General features: G+C 37.4%; 22 protein-coding genes and 2 other annotated features. Of the genes, 18 read left to right on the forward strand and 4 right to left on the reverse strand.

Annotated elements, in window-relative coordinates; translation table 11 throughout:
- Positions 1 to 172: 172 nt before the first annotated feature.
- From thrS to BN3107_RS08145, 9 genes are all read left to right on the forward strand, one after another.
- On the forward strand, positions 173 to 2119 hold the full coding sequence (thrS, locus tag BN3107_RS08105; RefSeq protein WP_058307138.1) for a threonine--tRNA ligase: 1947 nt from the start codon (positions 173 to 175) through the stop codon (positions 2117 to 2119).
- Positions 2120 to 2405: 286 nt separating this feature from the next.
- On the forward strand, positions 2406 to 3032 hold the full coding sequence (locus BN3107_RS08110) for a spore coat protein (protein ID WP_058307139.1): 627 nt from the start codon (positions 2406 to 2408) through the stop codon (positions 3030 to 3032).
- A gap of 758 nt (positions 3033 to 3790) precedes the next feature.
- Entirely contained in the window at positions 3791 to 4765 is a 975-nt protein-coding gene (locus BN3107_RS08115) for an aldo/keto reductase family protein (protein WP_058307936.1), read from the forward strand.
- 160 nt (positions 4766 to 4925) lie between these two features.
- Positions 4926 to 5059: a sequence feature (ribosomal protein L20 leader region), on the forward strand.
- Positions 5060 to 5143: 84 nt separating this feature from the next.
- Positions 5144 to 5650: a translation initiation factor IF-3 gene (gene infC, locus BN3107_RS08120; RefSeq protein WP_058307140.1), complete on the forward strand. Its 507-nt coding sequence runs from the start codon at positions 5144 to 5146 to the stop codon at positions 5648 to 5650.
- 52 nt (positions 5651 to 5702) lie between these two features.
- Positions 5703 to 5897, forward strand: a complete 195-nt coding sequence (gene rpmI, locus BN3107_RS08125) for a 50S ribosomal protein L35 (RefSeq protein WP_058307141.1) — start codon at positions 5703 to 5705, stop codon at positions 5895 to 5897.
- A gap of 59 nt (positions 5898 to 5956) precedes the next feature.
- A complete protein-coding gene (rplT, locus tag BN3107_RS08130) occupies positions 5957 to 6313 on the forward strand; it encodes a 50S ribosomal protein L20 (protein ID WP_058307142.1) in 357 nt (118 codons plus the stop codon).
- A gap of 566 nt (positions 6314 to 6879) precedes the next feature.
- Complete coding sequence (locus BN3107_RS08135; RefSeq protein ID WP_058307143.1) at positions 6880 to 7620, forward strand: DUF3784 domain-containing protein; 741 nt, start codon at positions 6880 to 6882, stop codon at positions 7618 to 7620.
- Positions 7621 to 7623: 3 nt separating this feature from the next.
- The gene (locus tag BN3107_RS08140; protein ID WP_058307144.1) at positions 7624 to 7875 is read left to right on the forward strand and encodes a DUF1294 domain-containing protein; all 252 of its coding nucleotides are present in this window, start codon (positions 7624 to 7626) and stop codon (positions 7873 to 7875) included.
- Positions 7876 to 7938: 63 nt separating this feature from the next.
- Positions 7939 to 8517, forward strand: a complete 579-nt coding sequence (locus BN3107_RS08145) for a TVP38/TMEM64 family protein (RefSeq protein WP_058307145.1) — start codon at positions 7939 to 7941, stop codon at positions 8515 to 8517.
- A 1-nt stretch (position 8518) separates the two neighbouring features.
- On the opposite strand, the gene BN3107_RS08150 is transcribed toward BN3107_RS08145, so the two are convergent.
- Positions 8519 to 8902, reverse strand: a complete 384-nt coding sequence (locus BN3107_RS08150) for a hypothetical protein (protein WP_058307146.1) — start codon at positions 8900 to 8902, stop codon at positions 8519 to 8521.
- Positions 8903 to 9049: 147 nt separating this feature from the next.
- Here BN3107_RS08150 and BN3107_RS08155 point away from each other — a divergent pair, with 147 nt between their 5' ends.
- Positions 9050 to 9535 (forward strand): dUTP diphosphatase, encoded by a 486-nt coding sequence (locus tag BN3107_RS08155; protein ID WP_058307147.1) that lies wholly within the window; start codon positions 9050 to 9052, stop codon positions 9533 to 9535.
- An 18-nt stretch (positions 9536 to 9553) separates the two neighbouring features.
- Positions 9554 to 10636: a M42 family metallopeptidase gene (locus BN3107_RS08160; protein ID WP_058307148.1), complete on the forward strand. Its 1083-nt coding sequence runs from the start codon at positions 9554 to 9556 to the stop codon at positions 10634 to 10636.
- A 49-nt stretch (positions 10637 to 10685) separates the two neighbouring features.
- Here BN3107_RS08160 and BN3107_RS08165 read toward each other — a convergent pair whose 3' ends face one another.
- The gene (locus BN3107_RS08165; protein WP_077065079.1) at positions 10686 to 11318 is read right to left on the reverse strand and encodes a lytic transglycosylase domain-containing protein; all 633 of its coding nucleotides are present in this window, start codon (positions 11316 to 11318) and stop codon (positions 10686 to 10688) included.
- Between the two features lie 103 nt (positions 11319 to 11421).
- Entirely contained in the window at positions 11422 to 11634 is a 213-nt protein-coding gene (gene sspI, locus BN3107_RS08170) for a small acid-soluble spore protein SspI (RefSeq protein ID WP_058307149.1), read from the reverse strand.
- A 417-nt stretch (positions 11635 to 12051) separates the two neighbouring features.
- On the opposite strand from sspI, the gene BN3107_RS08175 reads away from it, so the two are divergent.
- The 3 genes from BN3107_RS08175 to pheT all read left to right on the forward strand — a co-directional run bounded on the left by BN3107_RS08175 (position 12052) and on the right by pheT (position 16617).
- Positions 12052 to 12792: a TrmH family RNA methyltransferase gene (locus BN3107_RS08175; protein WP_058307150.1), complete on the forward strand. Its 741-nt coding sequence runs from the start codon at positions 12052 to 12054 to the stop codon at positions 12790 to 12792.
- Between the two features lie 56 nt (positions 12793 to 12848).
- Positions 12849 to 13089: a binding site (T-box leader), on the forward strand.
- Positions 13090 to 13140: 51 nt separating this feature from the next.
- Positions 13141 to 14175, forward strand: coding sequence for a phenylalanine--tRNA ligase subunit alpha (gene pheS, locus BN3107_RS08185; protein WP_058307152.1), 1035 nt, complete (start codon positions 13141 to 13143; stop codon positions 14173 to 14175).
- Positions 14176 to 14190: 15 nt separating this feature from the next.
- The gene (pheT, locus tag BN3107_RS08190) at positions 14191 to 16617 is read left to right on the forward strand and encodes a phenylalanine--tRNA ligase subunit beta (protein WP_058307153.1); all 2427 of its coding nucleotides are present in this window, start codon (positions 14191 to 14193) and stop codon (positions 16615 to 16617) included.
- 692 nt (positions 16618 to 17309) lie between these two features.
- Here pheT and rnhC read toward each other — a convergent pair.
- A complete protein-coding gene (gene rnhC, locus BN3107_RS08195) occupies positions 17310 to 18245 on the reverse strand; it encodes a ribonuclease HIII (RefSeq protein ID WP_058307154.1) in 936 nt (311 codons plus the stop codon).
- Positions 18246 to 18373: 128 nt separating this feature from the next.
- Between rnhC and zapA the strand changes: the two genes are divergently transcribed.
- The 4 genes from zapA to BN3107_RS08215 all read left to right on the forward strand — a co-directional run bounded on the left by zapA (position 18374) and on the right by BN3107_RS08215 (position 23355).
- Positions 18374 to 18634: a cell division protein ZapA gene (gene zapA / locus BN3107_RS08200; protein WP_058307155.1), complete on the forward strand. Its 261-nt coding sequence runs from the start codon at positions 18374 to 18376 to the stop codon at positions 18632 to 18634.
- Positions 18635 to 18641: 7 nt separating this feature from the next.
- Positions 18642 to 19190, forward strand: a complete 549-nt coding sequence (locus tag BN3107_RS08205) for a CvpA family protein (RefSeq protein WP_058307156.1) — start codon at positions 18642 to 18644, stop codon at positions 19188 to 19190.
- Positions 19191 to 19263: 73 nt separating this feature from the next.
- Positions 19264 to 20979, forward strand: a complete 1716-nt coding sequence (polX, locus tag BN3107_RS08210; protein WP_058307157.1) for a DNA polymerase/3'-5' exonuclease PolX — start codon at positions 19264 to 19266, stop codon at positions 20977 to 20979.
- Between the two features lie 27 nt (positions 20980 to 21006).
- A complete protein-coding gene (locus tag BN3107_RS08215; protein ID WP_058307158.1) occupies positions 21007 to 23355 on the forward strand; it encodes an endonuclease MutS2 in 2349 nt (782 codons plus the stop codon).
- Positions 23356 to 23363 lie beyond the last annotated feature (8 nt).

The following is a 23363-nucleotide window of genomic DNA, read 5'->3' on the forward strand; positions in this document are numbered from 1 at the left end:
TTAATTAGTAGCGATCGTCATCGATATCGACTTTCAATGAGCTGCACTAAACGTGTAGAAAATTGGGTGGAACCACGGGTATAACGCTCGTCCCTTTACAATAAGTAGGGGGATGGGCGTTTTTTATTTGGTCCAATAGTAGAGAATTATTAAGAAAAGGAGCGGATCTAACATGAGTAAAATTAATATTACTTTTCCTGACGGGACAGTAAAACCTTTTGATGAAGGCACAACTGGCGAAGAGATTGCAGCATCAATTTCACCTGGTCTGAAAAAACAAGCGTTAGCGATTAAATTAGATAATACGATGTATGATCTTCGTACACCATTGAAATCAGATGGAGCTATTGAGATTATAACTGTGAAAAATGAAGAAGGTCTTGAAGTATTACGGCACTCGACAGCACACCTTATGGCACAAGCAATCAAACGCCTTTATGATAATGTCAAATTAGGTGTCGGACCTACTATCGAGGGTGGCTTCTATTACGACATTGATATGGAAGAGACAATTACACCAGAAGATCTTCCACGTATTGAAAAGGAAATGAAACGAATTGTCGATGAAAACTTAGAAGTTGTTCGTAAAGAAGTAAGTCGTAACGAAGCAAAAGCTATTTATGAAGAAATTGGCGATGACTTAAAATTGGAATTGTTAGAAGCAATCCCTGAAGACGAAACCGTGACGATTTATGAACAAGGTGAATTTTTTGATCTTTGTCGAGGTGTACATGTCCCACAAACTAGTAAGATTAAGATCTTTAAATTACTAAGTATTTCTGGTGCCTATTGGCGTGGAGATAGCAACAACCAAATGTTACAGCGTATTTATGGTACAGCTTTTGATAAACAAGGTCAGTTAGATGAATACTTACGTTTGCGAGAAGAAGCAAAAGAGCGCGACCATCGTAAAATTGGTAAAGAGTTAGGTATTTTTACGGTGTCTCAAAAAGTAGGACAAGGCTTGCCGTTGTGGCTGCCAAACGGGGCAACCATTCGTCGTACAATTGAACGCTATATAGTCGATTTAGAGGAACGACTTGGATATGATCATGTATACACGCCAATTTTAGGTAGTAAAGAATTATATCAGACAAGTGGCCACTGGGATCATTATCAAGACGATATCTTCCCACCAATGCAAATGGATAATGAAGAATTAATTTTGCGACCGATGAATTGTCCACACCATATGATGGTATACAAAAATGAATTACACAGTTATCGTAATTTGCCAGTTCGTATTGCAGAACTTGGAACCATGCATCGTCATGAAATGTCTGGAGCATTAGCAGGCCTTCAGCGTGTACGTGCGATGACCTTGAATGATGCACATATTTTTGCTCGTCCAGATCAATTAAAAGATGAATTTATTCGAGTGGTTGAGTTAGTACAGAATGTCTATCAAGACTTCGGTATTGATGATTATTATTTCCGCTTGTCTTATCGTGATCCAGAGGATACGGAGAAATATGTAGACAACGATGAAATGTGGGAAAAAGCACAAAGCCTTTTAAAAGAGACTATGGAAGAGATGAATCTGGAATATGTGGAAGCAGAAGGAGAGGCAGCGTTTTACGGTCCTAAACTAGATGTGCAAGTGAAAACAGCACTAGGAAAAGACGAAACGCTATCAACGGTACAATTAGATTTCCATTTACCAGAACGATTTGATTTAACCTATATTGGTGAGGATGGGAAAGAACATCGTCCAGTCGTTATCCACCGTGGCGTAGTTTCTACGATGGAACGCTTTGTGGCTTTCTTAATTGAAGAATATAAGGGTGCATTCCCAACATGGTTATCACCAGTGCAAGCACGTATCATTCCGGTCTCTGCTGAAGTACATTTTGATTATGCAAAAAAGGTTGAAGAAGAATTACGATTTGCTGGAGTACGTGTAGAAGTAGATGAACGTGACGAAAAAATAGGATATAAAATTCGCGAAGCACAAACTGCAAAGATCCCGTTTGCCCTTATAGTAGGTGACAAAGAAGTGGAAGCAAATGCAGTCAATGTTCGTCGTTACGGAGAAAAAGACTCTGAAACGATGGAATTCGAGGAATTTAAATCCCTGATCCAGAAAGAAATTCAAAATAGAACATTACGCAATAAATAGTAGCAGATCCCTGTCCTCCTCTTATTGGACAGGGATTTTTTGTTTTTAGGCAAGAAAGTATAAAAATTCGCAGATGTCTAGCTCCGAGCACCCAAAAACTAGGCGACTTCACGAAATCGCCCTACGATAAGTCATCATTAGTTAGGAAACTCACCGTGATTCCTTTATCTTAGTTGATTCCGAAGTCGCTACGTTTCTAAACGGGCGCTCTGCGCTTTTCTTATTACATAAATTTTGTTAATGAGGTTAGAATATACGAGAATCTTAACTATAGGAGGTCACGATTTTGCAAAATAATAATCAAATGCAAGGTAATATGCAAATGTCTCAAAATATGGCGAATCAAGGTATTAGCTTTAATCATGGGGCACACGAAATGCTTGATTCACATGAATTAGTCGGTAATTTGATTGGTATTATCGAACAATATCAGCTGTATAATCAACACATCCAGGATCAAGAGTTAAAAGCTATTCTTGAGCGCCAGTCATCGTTTCTGATCCAGTTATATAACACGATGGTAGAAAGTTTCCAAACTGGACAGGATCCACAGGTTCCAACGCAACAGTATAAAATGCAAGAAGACAATGAAATTACGTACGGAATGACAGCAGGACAGCCGAAAAAACCAAAACAATCAGTCGACGAGTTTTCAGATGAGTGTTTCTCTTCTTTCATGTTAGGACATACAAAATCAGCTTCGTCTGCATTGGCAATGGCTGCAGTAGAAATGAACCATCCGGTTTTGCGACGTATCATTGCTGACAGTGTACCGAATATGATTGAAATGAGTTATGAACTCTTTCTTTACCAAAATAAAAATGGTTATTACCAAGTTCCAAAGCTTAATGAGCAAGATATGAACGTCATGTTGAATGCTTATACAAAAGCCCCGCAGCAAGGAATGCATTAAGCAGAATCAGGCTGAGACAGAAGTAATTATAAAAATTCAAACGATTATTCGAATATATTTCGAAATCGTTTGGATTTTTATGCGTATTAGAACAATACTACGCAATAACTTATGAGTAACTATTAGACAAAGTGGTAATTTTGAAATGATTGATTTACTAGTCATCCGCTCCGGCTGCCCACTTTCCTTTCCGTGGGGTTTTCCCTTCAGCTAACTTTTTTAAGCAAAGAACGCTAAAAAAAGTGGATCTTCAGGTAAAACGTTCCCACAGGAGTGAAAGTGGGCGGCCTGCGCTCATATAATTGGTCTACAACTATTGTGACAGGTAGCATTTTGATCTGTTACATTAATTATTCATTTTTCACACTGCAGAAATGGCATAATGCTACCTCATGCTAGCGTTGTAGAATATCAAATTAGCGCAGGCGTCCACTTCGACTCCTGAGGGATTAGCATGATCTGAAGTTCCACTTTGAAAAGTGTTTTTCTTTTCAAAGTTAGCTGAAGAGCATGCCCCTCGGAAAGCGAAGTGGGCAAGCCGGAGCGGTTGCTAAGCACACACCTCATCTCAAAATGACTACATCACTTACTGCGCAGTAATACATATTGTATATTTCTTCTTTTAATTAAAAAATATTATTTTGCAAAAGCAAACTACTCAGGAGCTCTCAATTACGTGTCTTTCTTAAGCATGAAAGATGCAATCGTTTACAATGGAGAGTATGATGGAAGAGAAAACAAACATTGGAGGAGATTTAATGAAATATCGTCGCTTAGGAAATAGTGGGTTGAAAGTAAGTGAAATTGCATTAGGCAGTTGGTTAACGTATGGGAAAGCTGTTGAGGATCAAACTGCGGAAGACTGTATACATAAAGCTTATGAGTTGGGAATTAACTTTTTTGATACAGCTAACGCATATGAGAGAGGAGAAGCAGAAAAAGTATTAGGTCAAACTTTACAAGGATACGATCGAAGTAGCTATGTAGTAGCTACAAAAGTATTCTTTCCGATGGGGTCCGGACCGAATGATCGCGGTTTATCAAGAAAACATATTATTGAGCAATGTGATGCAAGTTTGAAAAGATTGAATATGGATTATATTGATCTTTATCAATGTCACCGTTTTGATGAAGAAGTTCCAGTAGATGAGACATTATTAGCATTAGATGATCTTGTAAAACAGGGGAAAATTCTTTATGCTGGAGTGAGTGAATGGTCAGCAGCACAAATCGAAAAAGCATCTGGTTTTAGCAAGGAATGGCGTTTGCATCCATTGGTTTCCAATCAACCTATATATAATATGATTGAACGTTATATAGAAGATGAAGTAATTCCTGTTTCTGAACGAAATGGTCTGGGACAGATCGTTTTTTCTCCACTCGCACAAGGGGTTTTAACTGGAAAATACAAACCAAATCAAGATATTCCATCAGACAGCCGTGCTGCAAATGATGCAACAAACATGATCATTAATAGCTACTTTGACGAAAAAGTACTAGTAACGGTTGAAAAGTTAAATACTTTTGCTGAAAATTATGGCATGAAATTATCCCAATTAGCGTTGGCATGGACTTTGAGAAATCCTAATGTGAGTTCTGCTATAATTGGAGCAAGCCGTCCTAGTCAAATCGAAGAGAATGTAAAGGCCGTTGATATAACTTTAACTGATAAGATGATAGAAGAAATAGAATCTATATTAGAAACAATTAAAGATTTTCATCCAGTTAGATAAACAACACATACCTAGCTAGTCCAACTTTTATCTTAGAAAGGTTGGACTAGTCAAAATAGGAATATAACTCCTTTAAAGTAGATCAAGTTTAACAACCATTTTCAGGTTGACAGAGATATTAGTACGTGCTATGATATTAAAAGTGAATTAAATATGATCTTAAGGCAAGTAGAAGCACCCGCTTCTCACCTGATTGACGCTAACATGTAGTTGACAGGTATAATGAATCCGACTTATTTGTAATGAATTCAGGACGTGTGGGTGCAGTGTGTGTACCGACACTTTTTTAATGGAAAATTTTAAACTTGTCTCGTTAAAATGATCATGTTTCATTACGCTTTTATTAAAATTCGGAGGTGGCTGATTATTAGCAAAGATATGAACGTCAATGAGAGTATTCGTGCACGTGAGGTTCGTCTCATTGATTCAAATGGGGATCAATTAGGAGTTAAATCTCGTCAAGAAGCTTTAGAAATTGCTCAAACAAGAAACCTTGATTTAGTATTGGTGGCACCAAAAGCAAAACCACCTGTATGTCGTATCATGGATTACGGGAAATTCCGTTTTGAGCAACAAAAGAAAGAGAAGGAAGCACGCAAGAAACAAAAAGTAATTAACGTGAAAGAGGTTCGTTTAAGCCCAGGTATTGAAGAACATGACTTTAATACAAAACTTCGTAATGCACGTAAATTCTTAGATAAGGGAGACAAAGTTAAAGTCTCTATTCGCTTCCGTGGACGTGCGATTACCCATAAAGAATTAGGTCAAAAAGTATTAGAACGTATGGCAGAAGAATGTAAAGATCTTTCCACTATAGAGCAAAGAGCTAAAATGGAAGGCCGCAGTATGTTTATGATGCTTGGCCCAGTAAACGAAAAGAAATAACTCGCAAAATGGCTTAGAGTTAAATAGATTTAGTTTCAAGGAGGAAGTAACAATGCCAAAAATGAAATCCCACAGCGGAACAGCAAAAAGATTTAAAAAAACAGGTACTGGGAAGGTTAAACGTTCCCATGCATTTACAAGTCACATGTTTGCTAACAAGACTCAAAAACAAAAGCGTAAACTACGTAAATCAGCTATCGTATCAGCTGGAGACTACAAACGCATCAAACAAATGCTACCTAAATAAGATAGATACTTGAACAGATTTTACAACAGATTCGTTGATTTATATAGGAGGGAATTATTATGCCACGTGTTAAAGGTGGAACAGTTACGCGTCAGCGTCGTAAACGTATTTTAAAGTTAGCTAAAGGTTATTATGGTGCAAAGCACTCATTATTCAAAACAGCAAAACAACAGGTTATGAAATCAGGTCAATATGCATATCGTGACCGTCGTCAGAAAAAACGTGATTTCCGTAAATTATGGATCGCACGTATTAATGCAGCAGCACGTTTGAATGACCTATCTTACAGCCGTTTCATGCACGGATTGAAACTTGCTGGTGTAGAAGTGAACCGTAAAATGCTAGCAGACTTAGCAATTAATGATGAAAAAGCATTTGCTTCACTTGCTGAACAAGCAAAATCAGCTTTAAAATAAGACAACTTCCCAGTCATATGACTGAGGTATTAGTAAAATCCAAACGAAATAATCGTTTGGATTTTTTTGTGCGGTAGTAAATCATAGGTATGCAGAAATTCACCCAAACGAAAATTTTGAATGTGCAAAGCATAAAAAATTTCAACCGGATATATTGACTGAATCTTTGTAATACATAATAAAAACAATTGTCATCGGGAACTAAGCAATAATTAAAGACCAAAATGTCGACGATACCCGATCTCATCAGTAATTCAGTAGTAATTATTAATCGGAATGCCGACGATATCCGATCTCATCGGCAATACAGCAGTAATTATTGATCGGAATGCCGACGATATCCGATCTCATCGGCAATACAGCAGTAATTATTGATCAAAATCCCGACGATATCCGATCTCATCGGGAATTCAGCAGTAATTATCAATCAAAATGCCGACGATACTCCATCTCATCGGCAATTCAGCTGTAATTACCGATCAAAATACCGACGAGATACCTTGAATTCTAACTTTATGAAACTAATTCAATCATTATTCGTATTTATAGAGAGGGGGGAACCTAATATGGATACCGGAACAATCATTTTTGCAATCGTCATGGGATGGACATTAATAATATATGGTGGAATAACCTTTTTAGTTGTCAAAAAAGAAGAAACATCCTTAATATCCGGATTTGCAAATCGTCCAAAAGAAGAGCAAGAATATTTAAAACAGAGCGGATTTATTAAAGCATTAGGCAAATTACTCACTTTTACCTTTTACTTGTTAGCAATTACATTCATATTGGGTTTGTTGCAAATTCCATATGGGTTCGAGATCGGTATAGCAGTATGTATGATTGTGTTAATGGGAGGTATGACTTGGATTCAACGTTATGAAGTAGCTCATAAGAGGAAAAAGAATTATTGGATCATGGGAAGTGTTTCGGTAATAACACTCGCATTTATTGCTAGTATTACTTTCTATGGTTATATTGATAATGAGATAAAGGTAACAAATGATCAGCTCATTATAACTGGAATATATGGCGAAGAAATACCATTTGCAGATATTCAAAACGTTGAAAAAACGAATCATTTACCAGAAGTGAGAGCAAAGACAAACGGTTTTGCTATGACCAATAAACGTAAAGGAAAATTTCGAGTGGAGGGTTATGAAGAAACCGTAACTTTATTTATCACGGGTGACACAAAACCATATCTCATTGTGGAAACACAGGAACAAACGATTATTTTTAATCGAGATAGTGAAGATGAGATCGAACAACTTTATCAACAACTACAAAATGAACAGAGGTTGTGAAGCATGGAAATATACTTACTTATTATAAATAGTATCGCATTTCTTATCATGGGGATCGATAAACATAAAGCCAAACACAATAAGTGGCGAATACCAGAACAGCGTATTTGGATTGTATCCATTGTTGGTGGTGCTTTGGGAGCCGCGATTGGTATGTATACCTTTCGTCATAAAACAAAGCATAAAAACTTTCTCATACTCTTACCTGTTTTAGTCATTGTTGAGACGACACTTCTTCTCTTCCTCTATTACTAATCGATTCGGTGTCATAACGGCTCGTCTCTTGTCATAATATATAGTAGAAGAAGGAGCTGGTGAATGATGCCAATTGAGATGCTAAGCCATTTGAAGGTAATGGAAAGTTACGCATTTGTAGCACCTGTCCTATTCATCTTAGTTCATGTTCTGCGTCCATTATTGTTTGTTCCAGTGTTATTGCTTTGTATAACTGGTGGCGTCATTTTTGGTTTGCTAGCAGGTACTGTCTATTCTATTATTGGATTAATGATCTCAAGTAGTTTATTTTATCTGATTATTCACACCTTACCTGCACTGCAGAAACGTTTTAAAAAATTGGAGGAAAGGTTGTTAGGAAAGCAGCTTTCACTAAACACTTTTCAACTTGTATTGTTACGTATGCTACCCTTTATTCATTTTCACATGTTATCCTTTTGTATATATAAAAAATCCGTAAGTTTTCATTCCTACTTACGGACCACATTGTTCACGATAATTCCGGTAGCGATATTTTATACAACACTTGGGAAAACGATTCAAGAGGTTTCCTTATACTATGCAATTCCGTTAATAATCGTCATTCTAATACTTGCCTATTTTGTAAGACAAAAGAAAGCCATTATCAAATGGAATCACTTTTTCTCAAAAGAGGTAGCCTAAATCATTGTAAGTGCAGTTTGTTTATCGGATGTTTCCACTCAATCTCAGCGTGAGGATATCGTATTAGAATTTCTTCTTCTAGGAAATAAATATCCTTACGCTCAAATCCTTTTAATTTTTCTGGGTTTCGTGTATGCATCACGATATTAATTACCTCGAAGGCATCTTCTGTCGTTCCTAAGTATTTTTCCCCTTCAAATAAAAAACCTTTATATGTGATAAAAAAGTTTTTCTTGATATTATCGTTATAATCAAGAAAATAAAATTCATATTTCTCCTGGGCAACTTCTAATTTTCTTTTCGGATTTACAATATATTTATATGCAGTATATATTAACACAATCATTGCAATTACAACTAAAAAACGAAATAATATAACAATCACACGGTTCACGCTCCTCGGTTACAAAACTTCTTTATCATCGAAATCTCATTTTATTACCTATACGTATTAGATATTGTTTTGGTTTCAAAAAAGTAAAACAAACATGCTATAATATAATAATAATCCATCCATTAGAAGGAGATAATTATGAATTGGCAGACATTATTTGCAATGCAAAAAGACTTAGATAATTATATTTTAGCACAACACGATTTGAAAAACGAAAATGTTTTTGATAAAAAGGTATTAGCGTTGTTAGTTGAAGTAGGTGAACTAGCAAATGAAACAAGGTGCTTTAAATATTGGAGCTTAAAACCAGCGAGTAGCAAAGCAGTGATCGCGGAGGAATATGTCGACGGTATTCATTTTATTCTATCACTAGGTTTAGAATTAGGTATAAATGAATATTCCCCAAAGACAATGGAGAACAAGGAAGATCTCACCTCATTATTTCATCTTGTTTTTCAATCGATCACAGAGTTGAAGGAAGAACATACGGTAGTTGCTTACCAAAAGGTGTTTGATACATATCTTACATTAGGACAGAAGTTAGGTTTTAGCTCAGAAGATATAAAAAAAGCATATATGGATAAGAATAAGGTGAACTATGAAAGGCAAAACCAAGGTTATTAACACTAGGAGGCATTCTAAATGACAAACTATGAACAATTGACTATGTTGAAAGAATTAACAGATGCTCGCTCGATACCCGGAGATGAAAAAGAAGCAAGAGAAGTAATGAAGAAATGGATATCTCCCTATGCAGATAATCTTTATACTGATCACTTAGGAAGTTTAATTGCTGAAAAATCAGGCGATGCCAATGGACCCAAAATAATGGTCGCTGGTCACTTGGATGAAGTAGGATTTATGGTAACGCGAATTGACGATAAAGGATTTGTTTATTTCCAGACTGTCGGAGGATGGTGGAGCCAAGTCATGCTAGCCCAGCGCATTACTATATTAACTAGCATTGGTGATGTGACTGGTGTGATAGGATCAAAACCGCCACATATATTATCCGCTGAAGCTCGAAAAAAACCGGTAGATATCAAAGACATGTTTATTGATATCGGTGCATCAAGTAAAGAGGAAGCTCGTGAATTTGGGGTGAAGCCAGGAGACTCGATTGTTCCTTATTTTGAATTTACGCCATTAAAAAATGAAAAACTTTTACTTGCAAAAGCTTGGGATAATCGAATTGGTTGTGCGATTGCAATTGAAGTACTACACAGGTTAAAAGGAGTGGAGCATCCTAACCGCGTATATGGTGTAGCTACGGTTCAAGAAGAGGTAGGTTTACGAGGCGCCAAGACTTCTGCTCATACTATCGAACCTGATATCGGTTTTGCAGTGGACGTAGGAATTGCTGGCGATACACCAGGTATATCTGCGAAAGAGACGGATAGTAAAATTGGCGATGGCCCACAAATTATGTTATATGACGCATCGATGGTGTCACATAAAGGGTTAAGAGAGCTTGTTGTCAATACGGCAGATCAACACCAAATACCATATCAATATGCTACTATGGCTGGTGGTGGAACGGATTCAGGTTCCATTCATTTAACTGCTAATGGTGTTCCAGCGCTTTCCATTACGATTCCGACACGATACATTCATACACATGCAGCGATTTTACATCAAGATGATTTTGAAAATTCAGTACAGTTAATTGTAGAAGTGATCAAACAGTTGGATACTGATAGGGTTCATAACTTAACATATAACTAGATGAATAAGAAAAAGCCCTTTCCAACTTAATGGAGAGGGCCTCATTTATTTATGCTAAGTATTTTCCAAGCACTTTTTGAACATATGACTGTGTCTCTTTAAATGGTGGAATACCATTATACTTATCAACATTACCAGGGCCAGCATTGTATGCAGCTAAAGCCAAACTTTTATTCCCATCGTAACGATCAAGCATTTGCTGCAGGTATTTCGTACCACCCAAAACGTTTTCTAGGGGATCAAATGGATTCTGAACGCCTAAACCTTGCGCAGTATTAGGCATAAGTTGCATTAAACCCTGCGCACCTGCATGACTTACTGCATTTGGGTTGTAATTGGATTCTGTTTCGACAACAGCACTAATCAACTTTTCATCTATGTTAAATCTACTCGCAGCTTGCTGGATGATATATGTTACGTCAGCATTAGCAGTGGATTCTGATGAAATATTGTTTATAGCATTTGCACCTAATTGCGATCTAATCGATTGTGCTAGATCGGTGTTATTTAGAAAAGATGCTGCTGGTATTTGATTTGTATATGTATTTGATTGTGGCATATCGCCAATTAATTGTTGAAATAGCTGGCTAAAATCAGATTGACTAGTGGATGAATTATCAGAACCAGTAAGTGTTGACATCGCCTGCATTTGCATAAGATGATACATCGATTGTACGTTCAATCTAACGCTCTCCCTTTTGGTGAAATATATCTACTATAAATATACATTTTATTATAAGAAAAAGCAATAAGGTGGTCGAAAAATCATCTCGACCACCTCCTTGTCATTGCTTATTTACTGCTTGTTCTAAGGATTCTAATACTTCTGATTTTTCTGTTTCATCTGCTTGTTGCCAATACAATTCAAATAATACACCTAAACCTGGCAGCATTTTCTCTTCCCCACTTTGAATAGCATCTACAATTGTTGCTTCTAAATCATTTGCAGAGTTACCTGAGACATTAGACATAATTGCCTTACGCAAATTCAAATCCATTTCATCACCCCATCTAAAGAATTTTACTTGAACCCAATACAAAAAATAAACAAAACTTACACCGCAGTCACAAACTGTGAAGTAATGATAATTTTGTAAGTGTTAACGCGGATAAGTTATTTCTTATCTTCTTCACGGGAAAAGTGCTGGTGTAGACGGGAATTACACTGCTCTTCACGGGAATTATCGTTTATTCCCGTGAAGAAGCAAACAATTCCCGTCTACAGAAAGGTATTTCCCGTGAAGAGATTGACAATTCCCGTTAACAGCACATGAATTCCCGTGAAGGGACTATACAACTCTTACTTCGCAGTATAGTTTAAATGTGAATTTTTTGTATGGGTCTTTCATTTTAGTTTGACCGCAATGTGTGAAAGTATGTATGATAGAGGATATCAAAATAGAGGAATGAGATGCATGATAACTTCCGTGAAGAATGAAAAGGTTAAAATTTGGAGAAAATTAAAAAAGAAGAAAGAAAGAGATTTGCAAAATCAATTTATTATAGAAGGTTTTCATCTTATTGAAGAAGCACATAAAAGCAACTGGCAAATTGCCGAAATCATTTATCAAGAAGGTATTGAATGTCCAAAAGAATGGTTGCACTATCCCTTATTTGAGGTAACTGATAATGTAATGGCAGCTATTTCAGAAACGAAGACACCGCAAGGAATTGTAGCAGTAGTAAACAAAAAAAATAATGATGAAAAAGAAGTGAATCGTGCTTTAATAGTAGATCGAGTTCAAGATCCAGGCAATTTAGGTACAATGATACGCACAGCAGATGCAACGGGATTTGATACGATAATCCTGGGTCATGGAACGGTCGACTTGTTTAATGATAAAGTGATTCGATCGACACAAGGCTCACTTTTTCATTTAAATGTCTATGAAGCAGATATAGTAGAAGAAATGGAACGCCTGCAACAGGTAGGTATTACCATATGGTCAACGGGATTAGAAAATGCTAGCTACTATCACGAACTAGAGGTTCCTGACAAAATAGCCATTATTGTTGGTAATGAAGGTTCAGGAGTCGATCCAAAGCTTATGAAAAAAGCGGATCAAAATGTGATGATCCCGATTTATGGGCAAGCTGAATCATTAAATGTTAGTATTGCCGCTGCTATTTTAATGTACGAAGTGGTAAAAAAATAAATTAGGACTTGCATCATTGTATGAGCTTGCTTATACTATATGAAGTAAAAACATTTATAAAGGCGTTGAAAGAGTTAGTACATGCGTGGAAAATCGTTCAAAGGGAAGAAGCATCATAGACTGGAAATGCTTCTAACGATCACATATGGAAATTTCACTCTGGAGCCGACACTAGGACCTTGCGCGATGCAAGTAAAGGTGTTCCGGTTTATACCGTTATCTTATATCTTGAGTGGATATAGCTACAAGCTATTTCAACAAGGGTGGTACCGCGATACATACAGTCTCGTCCCTTTTTTTAGGGATGGGGCTTTTTTATTTTCTTATTTTATAAAGGAGGTTTGCTAAATGAAAGATCAACTACAAGCATTAGAAAAAGAAGCATTACAAAAGGTTGAAGATGCATCTTCATTAAAAGAACTACAAGATGTCAGAGTGGCTTATTTAGGAAAAAAAGGACCAATTACAGAAGTGTTAAAAGGTATGGGTAAGTTATCCAAGGAAGAACGTCCTGTTATTGGTGAACTAGCCAACAAAGTTCGCGGTCAGGTTGCCGAAGCGATTGATAGTAAAAAGGCTGGAATTGAAGCTGCAGAACTAGAAAAACAATTAGCTGAAGAAACGATTGATGTGACACTGCCAGGGAGACCGGTACCTACAGGAGGTCCACACCTTCTAACTAGCATCGTCGAAGAAATCGAAGACTTATTTATCGGAATGGGATTCGAAGTGCGGGAAGGACCAGAGGTAGAAACGGACTACTATAATTTTGAGGCTTTGAACCTGCCAAAAGGTCATCCAGCACGTGATATGCAGGACTCATTTTATATTACAGATGACATTCTATTACGTACACATACTTCACCCGTACAAGCAAGAACGATGAACATGATTAAAGGGGAACGCCCTGTTAAAATGATTTGCCCTGGTAAGGTATATCGTCGTGATACAGATGACGCGACACACTCGCACCAATTTACACAAATCGAAGGGCTATACGTTGATAAGCATGTGCGTATGAGTGATTTAAAAGGTGTATTAGATCGTTTCGCCAAGCAAATGTTTGGTGAAGATCGTGAAATTCGTTTGCGTCCTAGCTTTTTCCCTTTTACAGAGCCATCGGTTGAAATGGATATTTCTTGTAAAGTGTGTAATGGCAAAGGATGTAGCGTATGTAAAAAAACAGGATGGATTGAAATCTTAGGTGCTGGCATGGTACACCCCCGCGTGTTAGAGATGGCTGGGTATGATCCGAAAGAATATAGTGGCTTCGCATTCGGTATGGGTCCAGAACGAATTGCGATGTTGAAATATGGCGTCGACGATATTCGTCATTTCTATACAAACGATATTCGATTCTTAAAACAATACCATCAAGCATAAGGAGGAGGCTGAAGCATGTTTGTATCATTAAATTGGTTAAAAAATTATGTAGATATCGATCAACTATCGCCTGAAGATTTGGCAGAACGTATTACCAAGTCCGGGATAGAAGTAGAAGGTTTAGAACGTTTTGCAAATGGAGTAAATAATGTTGTAGTTGGATATGTTGAGTCATGTGAAAAACATCCAAATGCAGATAAATTAAATTTATGCCAGGTAAACGTTGGGGAGGAAACATTACAAATTATTTGTGGTGCGCCAAATATTGCACAAGGCCAAAAAGTAGCTGTAGCCAAACCAGGTGCTGTTTTACCAGGCAATTTCAAAATTAAAAAAGCAAAATTACGTGGTGTCGAGTCAAATGGTATGATTTGCTCCTTACAAGAATTAGGTGTTGAAGAAAAGTTTGTACCAAAAGAATTTGCCAGTGGTATTTTTGTATTTTCTGAGGATGCAGAGACAGGTGCAGATGTGACGGAGTTATTAAACCTAGATGATATTATTATCGAGCTTGGATTAACGCCAAACCGATCAGATGCATTAAGTATGTTAGGTGTAGCGTACGAAGTGGCAGCAATTTTAGATGTGCCGATTCGTTTACCACATACGAATTATCATGCGGCAGAGGAAAAAACGGGAGATCATGTCGCAGTCAAAGTAGAGGCTTCAGAACAAAATCCGTATTATGGTGCTTTTTTAGTGAAAGATGTGAAAGTTGGTGCATCTCCACTATGGATGCGTAATTTCTTAATGGCAGCTGGGATTCGTCCAATCAACAATGTAGTAGATATAACGAATTATGTCTTATTGGAATACGGTCAACCTTTACACGCATTTGATTATGATAAATTTGGATCAAATGAAGTTGTCGTGAGAATGGCAAATGACGGCGAAACAATCGTGACATTGGATGAACAGGAACGTACATTATCTAGTGAACATCTAGTGATTACAAACGGCAAAGAGCCAGTCGCTCTAGCTGGTGTAATGGGTGGAACAGAAACAGAAGTTTCAGATAAAACTTCGACTGTGTTATTGGAAGCTGCGTATTTTGATGGGCAAACGGTTCGTAAAGCTTCGAAAGCATTTGATTTACGAAGTGAAGCAAGTAACCGTTTTGAAAAAGGTGTCGATCCTAATCGTGTTCGTAAAGCTGGCGAAAAAGCCTGTCAACTACTAGAAAAATATGCAGATGCAACGATATTAGCTGGAGTTGCAGAATTTGATCAGCTTGATTATACCGAAAAAACCGTAACGATCTGGACGTCTACTATAAATGATCGTTTAGGAACAGATATATCAAATGATCAAATTGCAGACATTCTACGTAAGTTACATTTTAATTTTGAGCAAGATGGCGAAACGTTCACTGTTTATGCACCAACCAGACGCCAGGATATCGTTATTTTTGAAGATATGGTGGAAGAAATTGCCCGTATTTATGGCTATGACAATTTACCTTTTACTTTACCAAGCGGTGGTTCTCAAGCAGGTGGTTTAACCAAACAACAAGAGCTAAAACGTCATGTTAAACGTTTCTTGGAAGGTGCCGGTCTATCGGAAACCGTAACCTATTCGTTAACAACAAAAGATCGCGCTACTCAGTTACTTAGTCCGGAAGTTGCTAGTGATCTGGTTTCTACCGTATCATTAGCAATGCCAATGAGTGAGGAGCACAGTACCTTACGCTTAAGCATTTTACCTGAGATGTTAGCATCTGTTGCCTATAATCTGGCTCGTAAACAGTCAAATGTCGCCTATTATGAATTAGGTAGTATTTTTATTTCAAAAGAAGAAAAAGTATCCCAACAACCAGTGGAAAAACTCCGTTTAGCTGGTGCTTTAACAGGTGAATGGCTTACTCACCCTTGGCAACAAGAGAAAAAATCGGTCGACTTTTTTGTAGTAAAAGGAATCCTTGAAGCATTATTTGACTCGCTAAATGTAGAAGTTACTTTTACACAAGCTAAGGTAGATGGTATGCATCCAGGAAGAACCGCTAGTTTATATATCGGGGATCGTGCTATCGGATTTGCTGGACAAATTCATCCGCAAGTACAAAAAGAATATGATCTAAAAGATACTTTTGTTTTTGATATCGACTTTGATTACATTCTAGAAGTTCATGAAAATCAACCAAGTTTTGCAGCGGTTCCACGTTATCCAAGTGTTACAAGAGATATCGCACTTGTCGTAGATGAAACGGTTCAGGCTGGGGCGTTACAAGCAACCATTGCAGAAGCTGGTGGCAAACTTGTCAAAGATATTCAAGTATTTGACGTTTATCAAGGTGAACATTTAACAGAAGGTAAGAAATCAATTGCGTTTAGTTTGTTCTATCAGGATCCTGCTCGTACATTAACTGATGAAGAAGTGGAAGCATCTTATCAAGCGATACTTGCTGCAGTAGCAGATCAACACCAAGCAGAATTACGAGGATAAACAACAAGAGGCTTTGACAAAAGAATTTTATAATTAGAAAATCCAAACGATCAGACTCATTCGTTTGGATTTTCATGCATATTAGAAGGAAAGTGCGACATAACCTTGAGGTAATTATGAGAATTTATATGAGGTTTGTAACCGCTCCGGCTTGTCCGCTTCCCTTTCCGCGGGTTTTTCTCCTCAGCTAACTTTTTAAGCAAAGTACGCTTAAAAAGTGGATCTTCGGATAAAAACATGCCGCAGGAGTGGAAGCGGACGCCTGCGCTTATTAATGTTCAACAACTTAAGTAAGAATGATTATTATGACTTATTCACGATGCTTTAGAGTACTTTTCGATGGTTTTTTTGATTGAAACAAAAGATTTTCATTAGCCAAAATGCTAGCATTTGCAATCGTTGTAAAGTATTAATTAGCGTAGGCGTCCACTTCGACTCCTATGGGATTGTTTGCCTGAAGATCCACTTTTCCATGCGGTTTTTGCATGGAAAAGTTAGCTGAAGGTAAAACCCCATGGAAAGCGAAGTGGGCAAGCCGAAGCGGATACTTCTACAAACATTATGTCAAAGATGTTACCAGGTTATGTCGCATCTTCCTTATTTGCGTAACATTACAGGTTACGCCGTTTGTGTTTGTAGTGAAGAAAAATATTTGTGTACTAGCCGACTCAATTATTTGAGGTTGTAAATAACTATCGCTTCTTGACATATCTCATTGCTTTGTCGGTATTGGCGAAGTGTGTTTTGGCTATCGAGTTTAATGCATCCAATCCGTGCTTTTTAATGATGTATGCTGCGGTTTCATCGACTTTGCTAGAAGCACCTTTTGGGATTGTTACTCCATAGTCAAGCGATAATTGATCCATTTCCTTGACGAATTTGGCTCTAGCAATAATCGAGGCTGCTGCAACCGAAGTGGAATAACTTTCTGCTTTCGTCATAAAAAAAGTATCTTTTTCTAATTGAATGCCTTCTTCACGTATATGCTTAATATAAGAAGATGGCTGACAAAATTGATCAATTAAGATACCATGGGTAGGACTGTCAGCTATTTTAACCAGCAGTTTTTGAATCGCGTGTTGATGAAGCATTGCTTTCATTTTACCTTGGTTCCACCCTTTTTTCTGGAGTTTATTATATTTTAGGTTATCTAACGTTAACAACGTATAGGGAATTTTCTCCTGAACAATCTCTTTAGCAAGCTTAGCTATACGATCATCTGTTAATGTTTTGGAATCGGTAATGCCCATTGCTTTTAATACCGGTAACTTTTCTTCAGACACAAAGACAGCGCTAACCGTAATTGGTCCGAAGTAATCTCCCGTTCCTGCTTCGTCTGTTCCAATATGCGCTTTTTGAAAAAGACTTTCGTGTGGTTGATAACTATGGTCATTTACCGATGATTTAGTGGATGTGTTTCCGGAGGCAAGGTTTTGCCACTTTTCAGCTTCTGTTTGAGCTTGACCACCTTGAAACATAACCTTTCCTGATTTATAGGCAACAACAGTAACCGTATTAACTTTAGCCAAAAAAAGACTGTTTGGTGGAACTTTGATTATATAATCTTCATAATAGTTTTTAATTTTTGATAAATCCTTTTTTGAGAATTGTAAAACGATATTTGACAATAGTGTTCATCCCTTCCTGAATACTGTTATTAAGTATAACAGAGATTGATTCTATCAGAATAGTTTTCTAATTGGGTGCTTCATGTTAATATTAATTTTAAGGTATTTGTCTAAAAGGGGGTATCATGGTGTCCCAATCAGAAAAGTCTCGGACTACCGTTGATATATATGGAAGATCATACACCATTGTCGGGAATGAAAAATCGAATCAAATCCGCCATGTTGCAAATTTAGTGGATGAAAAGATGAAAGAAATTCATGCTGTAAATAAATCATTGGATACAACAAATCTTGCAGTATTAACTGCAGTGAATACAATGAATGATTACATAAAGTTAAAAGAGGACTTTGAAGTGTTACAAAAACTACTTGAGGAGAAAGAGGAATAACGTTGTCATGGTGAACATTATACTTATTTTTTTACTTATTATAGGAATCTTTGTAGGTCTTAGAAGAGGTTTTATTCTGCAAGTCCTACATCTTACTGGATTTATTGTCGCTTTTATTGTAGCGGCACTCTATTACGATGATATCGCATCGAAGTTAGAATTATGGATTCCGTATCCAGAATTAATGTCAGATGCGTCGTGGGCAGTGTTCTTAGAATCATTACCACTAGAAGCTGCATACTACAATGCGATTGCCTTTGGTGCATTATTTTTCGTTACGAAAATCATTTTACAAATTGTAGCAACGATGCTTGACTTTGTAGCAGATTTACCTTTCTTACGAATCGTGAATAGTTGGCTTGGTGCGATTTTAGGATTTGTAGAAGTATACCTTTTACTATTTGTTGCATTATATATTTTAGCGCTTGCCCCTGTCTCCTATGTACAAGATCTGATAAATGGTTCAAGTATCGCTAACTTTATCATTGAAGAAACACCTGTCTTATCAGACAAATTAGCAACCTATTGGTTTGAGAATGACCCTTTCAGTGATTAGTAAACCATACCCTTGCGTTTGTTTCAGCAAGGGTATTTCACATGTAAATATGATGAAGAAGTGAGGGATTACGATGTCTGTTAATAAGAAGGATGTCATAAAATTATTAGATAAGATTGCCACATATCTTGAACTAAAAGGCGAAAATCCATTTAAAATATCTGCTTATCGCAAAGCTGCTCAAGCATTAGAACGAGACGATCGCTCGTTATCTGAAATAGATGATTTTACTAAGTTACAGGGTGTTGGCAAAGGGACAGCAAGTGTGATTACGGAATACATCGAAAAAGGTGAATCCGACACCTTAGCACAGTTAGAAAAAGAAGTACCAGAGGGTTTGATTCCCTTATTGAATTTACAAGGTCTGGGCGGTAAAAAGTTAGCAAAATTATATCATGAATTAGATGTTGTCGATGAAACCACATTAAAAGAAGCATGTGAGAATGGTAAAATCCAAGCACTTAAAGGATTTGGAAAAAAGACGGAAGAAAAAATATTAGAGGCTCTCAATAGTGTAGGAAATCGTCCAGAACGTCTACCCGTACCTATGGTAGTTTCAGTTGTAGAAAAAATCGAAACATTTCTTTATACAATCAATCAGATTCAACGGTTTTCAATAGCTGGCAGTATGCGGCGTTATCGTGAGACAGTGAAAGATTTAGATTTTATTATTTCCACAAACGAACCAGCAATTGTTAGAGATAAACTACTTCAATTTGAGGATCGAATCGATACTATAGCAGCAGGGGATACCAAGGTATCGATCGTTGTAGAAGGTCGTTATGAGATCAGTGTCGATTTTCGTTTAGTCACAGATAAAGAATTCTCCACAACGTTACATCATTTTACTGGTTCCAAAGACCATAATGTTTTAATGCGACAATTAGCTAAATCGCAAGGTAAAAAGATTAGTGAATACGGTGTAGAAGATGTTGAGACAGGTGAAGTTGAAACTTTCGAATCTGAAGAAGCTTTCTATCAAAGTTTTGGACTGCATTTTATCCCACCTGAGGTTCGAGAAGGTAAAGACGAAATAGAGCTTGCGAAAGAAAGTTTTGATTTAGTTGACGAGGACTCCATACAAGGTGATCTGCATATGCACACAACATGGAGTGATGGAGCACAGTCATTAGAAGAAATGGTCGTTCGAGCAAAAGAAAAGGGTTATGCGTTTATTGCTATTACGGATCATTCTAAATTTCTTAAAGTTGCAAATGGTTTAAATGAAGAACGTTTACGATTGCAACGGGAAGAGATCAAGAAGGTACAAGAAAAACATCCAGATATTCATATTTTTGCAGGAATCGAAATGGATATTTTACCTGATGGACGTTTGGATTTTGAGGACGACTTTTTACAAGAGATGGATTTCGTGATCGCTTCGATTCATTCTAGTTTCCAACAACCTCAAGAGAAAATACACGAGCGTTTGAAAAATGCCTTAGAAAATCCTTATGTTCATATGATTGCCCATCCAACGGGTAGACTATTGGGTAGAAGGGACGGATACGCTATAGATGTAGAATGGCTCATCGATAAGGCGAAGGAAACGAATACGATCTTAGAGTTAAATGCGAACCCAAACCGACTCGATCTTTCGTCAAAATGGGTAGAACTTGCGCAGGAAAAAGGTGTTCATTTAGCAATTAACACGGACGCTCATAATTATCAAATGCTTGAAGACATGACAACAGGTGTTGGAACCGGTCGTCGCGGTAAATTGCGCAAAGATACCGTAGTAAATACATGGAACAAAGATAAATTAATTAAATTTCTCAGTAGAAAATAAGTGGGCTCAAGATAGGAGGTCTGTTGTATGAATCAACGCATTTTGAGTGTATTAGAATTCCACAAAATAACGGAACAACTCGTCGCTAAAGCTGCTTCCTCTCTTGGTATTGAAAAAGCACGCCAACTTAAACCGTCAACAGAAATTGAACAGGTGACAACTTGGCAGGACGAAACAGATGAAGCTTTTCACGTCATCCGTTTAAAAGGTAATGTCCCCTTAGGTGGAATTACAGATATTAAGCCAAGCATAAAAAGAGCGGTAATAGGCGGTATCCTAACGACACATGAATGTCTAGATGTCGCAAGCACGATCTATGGCGGGAAGCAACTAAAACTTTTTATCGATAAATTAGAAGATATCGAGTTACCGATCATTCAAGGACTAGCAGTCGAAATTGTCCCTTTAAATGAGTTGGAACGAGAAATTAAGAGTTGCATTGATGATCATGGGCATATGATGGACGGTGCATCGGATAAACTGAGAGGATTACGTTCAAAAATACGAACAAATGAAAATAAAGTACGTGACCGATTAGATAACTTTACCAAAACAAAAGCGAAGATGTTATCAGATGCCATTATCACGATTCGAAACGACCGATATGTGTTACCGGTAAAACAAGAATACCGGTCGGCGATTGGTGGAATTGTTCATGATCAATCAGCTTCTGGTCAAACATTGTTTATGGAACCACAATCCGTTGTTGAATTAAATAACCAATTACAAGAAGCGCGAGTAGAAGAGAAACGCGAAATTGAAAGAATTCTAAAAGAACTAACGATTCGTATTGCAGAAGATGAGGGTTATCTGATGCAAAATGTCGAAGCATTAGCGGAAATTGATTTTATTTTTGCACGAGCGAAACTTAGTCACGACATGAAAGCAAGTCGACCAACCATGAATGATGATGGTATCATAAAGATGAAACAGGCACGACATCCATTGATTGCAGCAGATGAAGTAGTGGCCAATGATGTGGAATTAGGTACAGACTTCACAGCTATTGTCATTACAGGACCAAATACAGGTGGTAAGACCGTTACATTAAAAATGGTAGGACTTTGTACGCTAATGGCACAATCAGGTTTGCAAGTGCCTGCATTAGATGGCTGTGAATTGGCTGTATTTTCGAATGTATATGCAGACATTGGCGACGAGCAGTCGATTGAACAAAGCTTAAGTACCTTTTCTTCTCATATGACAAATATTGTTGACATATTAGATAGCTTTGACGATAAGTCCTTACTGTTATTTGATGAGCTTGGGGCAGGAACCGATCCACAAGAAGGTGCCGCATTAGCAATGTCGATTTTAGATCATGTGGTAGAAAAAAAGGCACGAGTGATTGCTACCACTCACTATCCTGAATTAAAAGCGTATGGTTATAATCGTGAAGGGGTAATCAATGCTTCTGTTGAGTTTAATATTCAGACATTAAGGCCAACCTATCGACTTTTAATTGGTGTTCCCGGACGCAGTAATGCATTTGAGATTTCCAAGCGATTAGGATTAAATGAAAAAGTCATCGAAGAAGCTAAAAGTCATATTGGAACAGATTCAAAAAGTGTTGAAAATATGATTGCATCTCTTGAAGATTCAAGGCGAAATGCAGAATCAGATTATCAAAGTGCGCACGATATTTTAGAAGAAGCTGAGCAATTAAAAAGAGATGTAGAGAAACAATGGCAGCAGTTTGAAAAAGAACGAGAAGCTCTATATAAAAAGGCGGAAGAAAAAGCAGAAAAAGCTGTAACAAAAGCGCGAGAAGAAGCGGAAACGATTGTTGCAGAATTACGAAATATGCAATCAGAAGCCGAGCTAAAAGAACATGAATGGATCGAAGCGAAAAAACTTCTGAACGAAGCACGACCTGAATTAACAAAAAAACAAAAGAAACAAGAGCCCGTTTTTGACGAAGATAAGGCAAAAACCTTAAAACCAGGAGACGAGATCAAACTATTAACGCTTGATCAAAAAGGAACCATCATCGAACAAACAGGAAAAAATGAGTTCCAAGTACAAATTGGGATTATGAAGATGAAGGCGAAACGAAAAGATTTATTATTTGTGAGACGAGACGAACCAAAAATGGAAAAACCATTAGCAACGGTGAGAGGTTCTAATTATCATGTCAAGCCTGAACTCGATTTGCGTGGCGAACGTTTTGAAGATGCCTTGCAGCAGTTGGAAAAGTATATCGACGATGCGTTACTGGCAGGTTATAACAAAGTGTCGATTATACACGGAAAAGGTACCGGTGCTTTGCGTAAAGGGGTCAAAGACTTTGCTAGAAAGCACTCTAAAATAAATACAGCGCGTGATGGCGACATGGGTGAAGGTGGTCTAGGTGTTACAGTGCTGGAACTGAAATAAAAGGAGGC

Source organism: Gracilibacillus massiliensis, assembly GCF_001458115.1.
GTDB classification, from domain to species: Bacteria; Bacillota; Bacilli; order Bacillales; family Amphibacillaceae; genus Gracilibacillus; species Gracilibacillus massiliensis.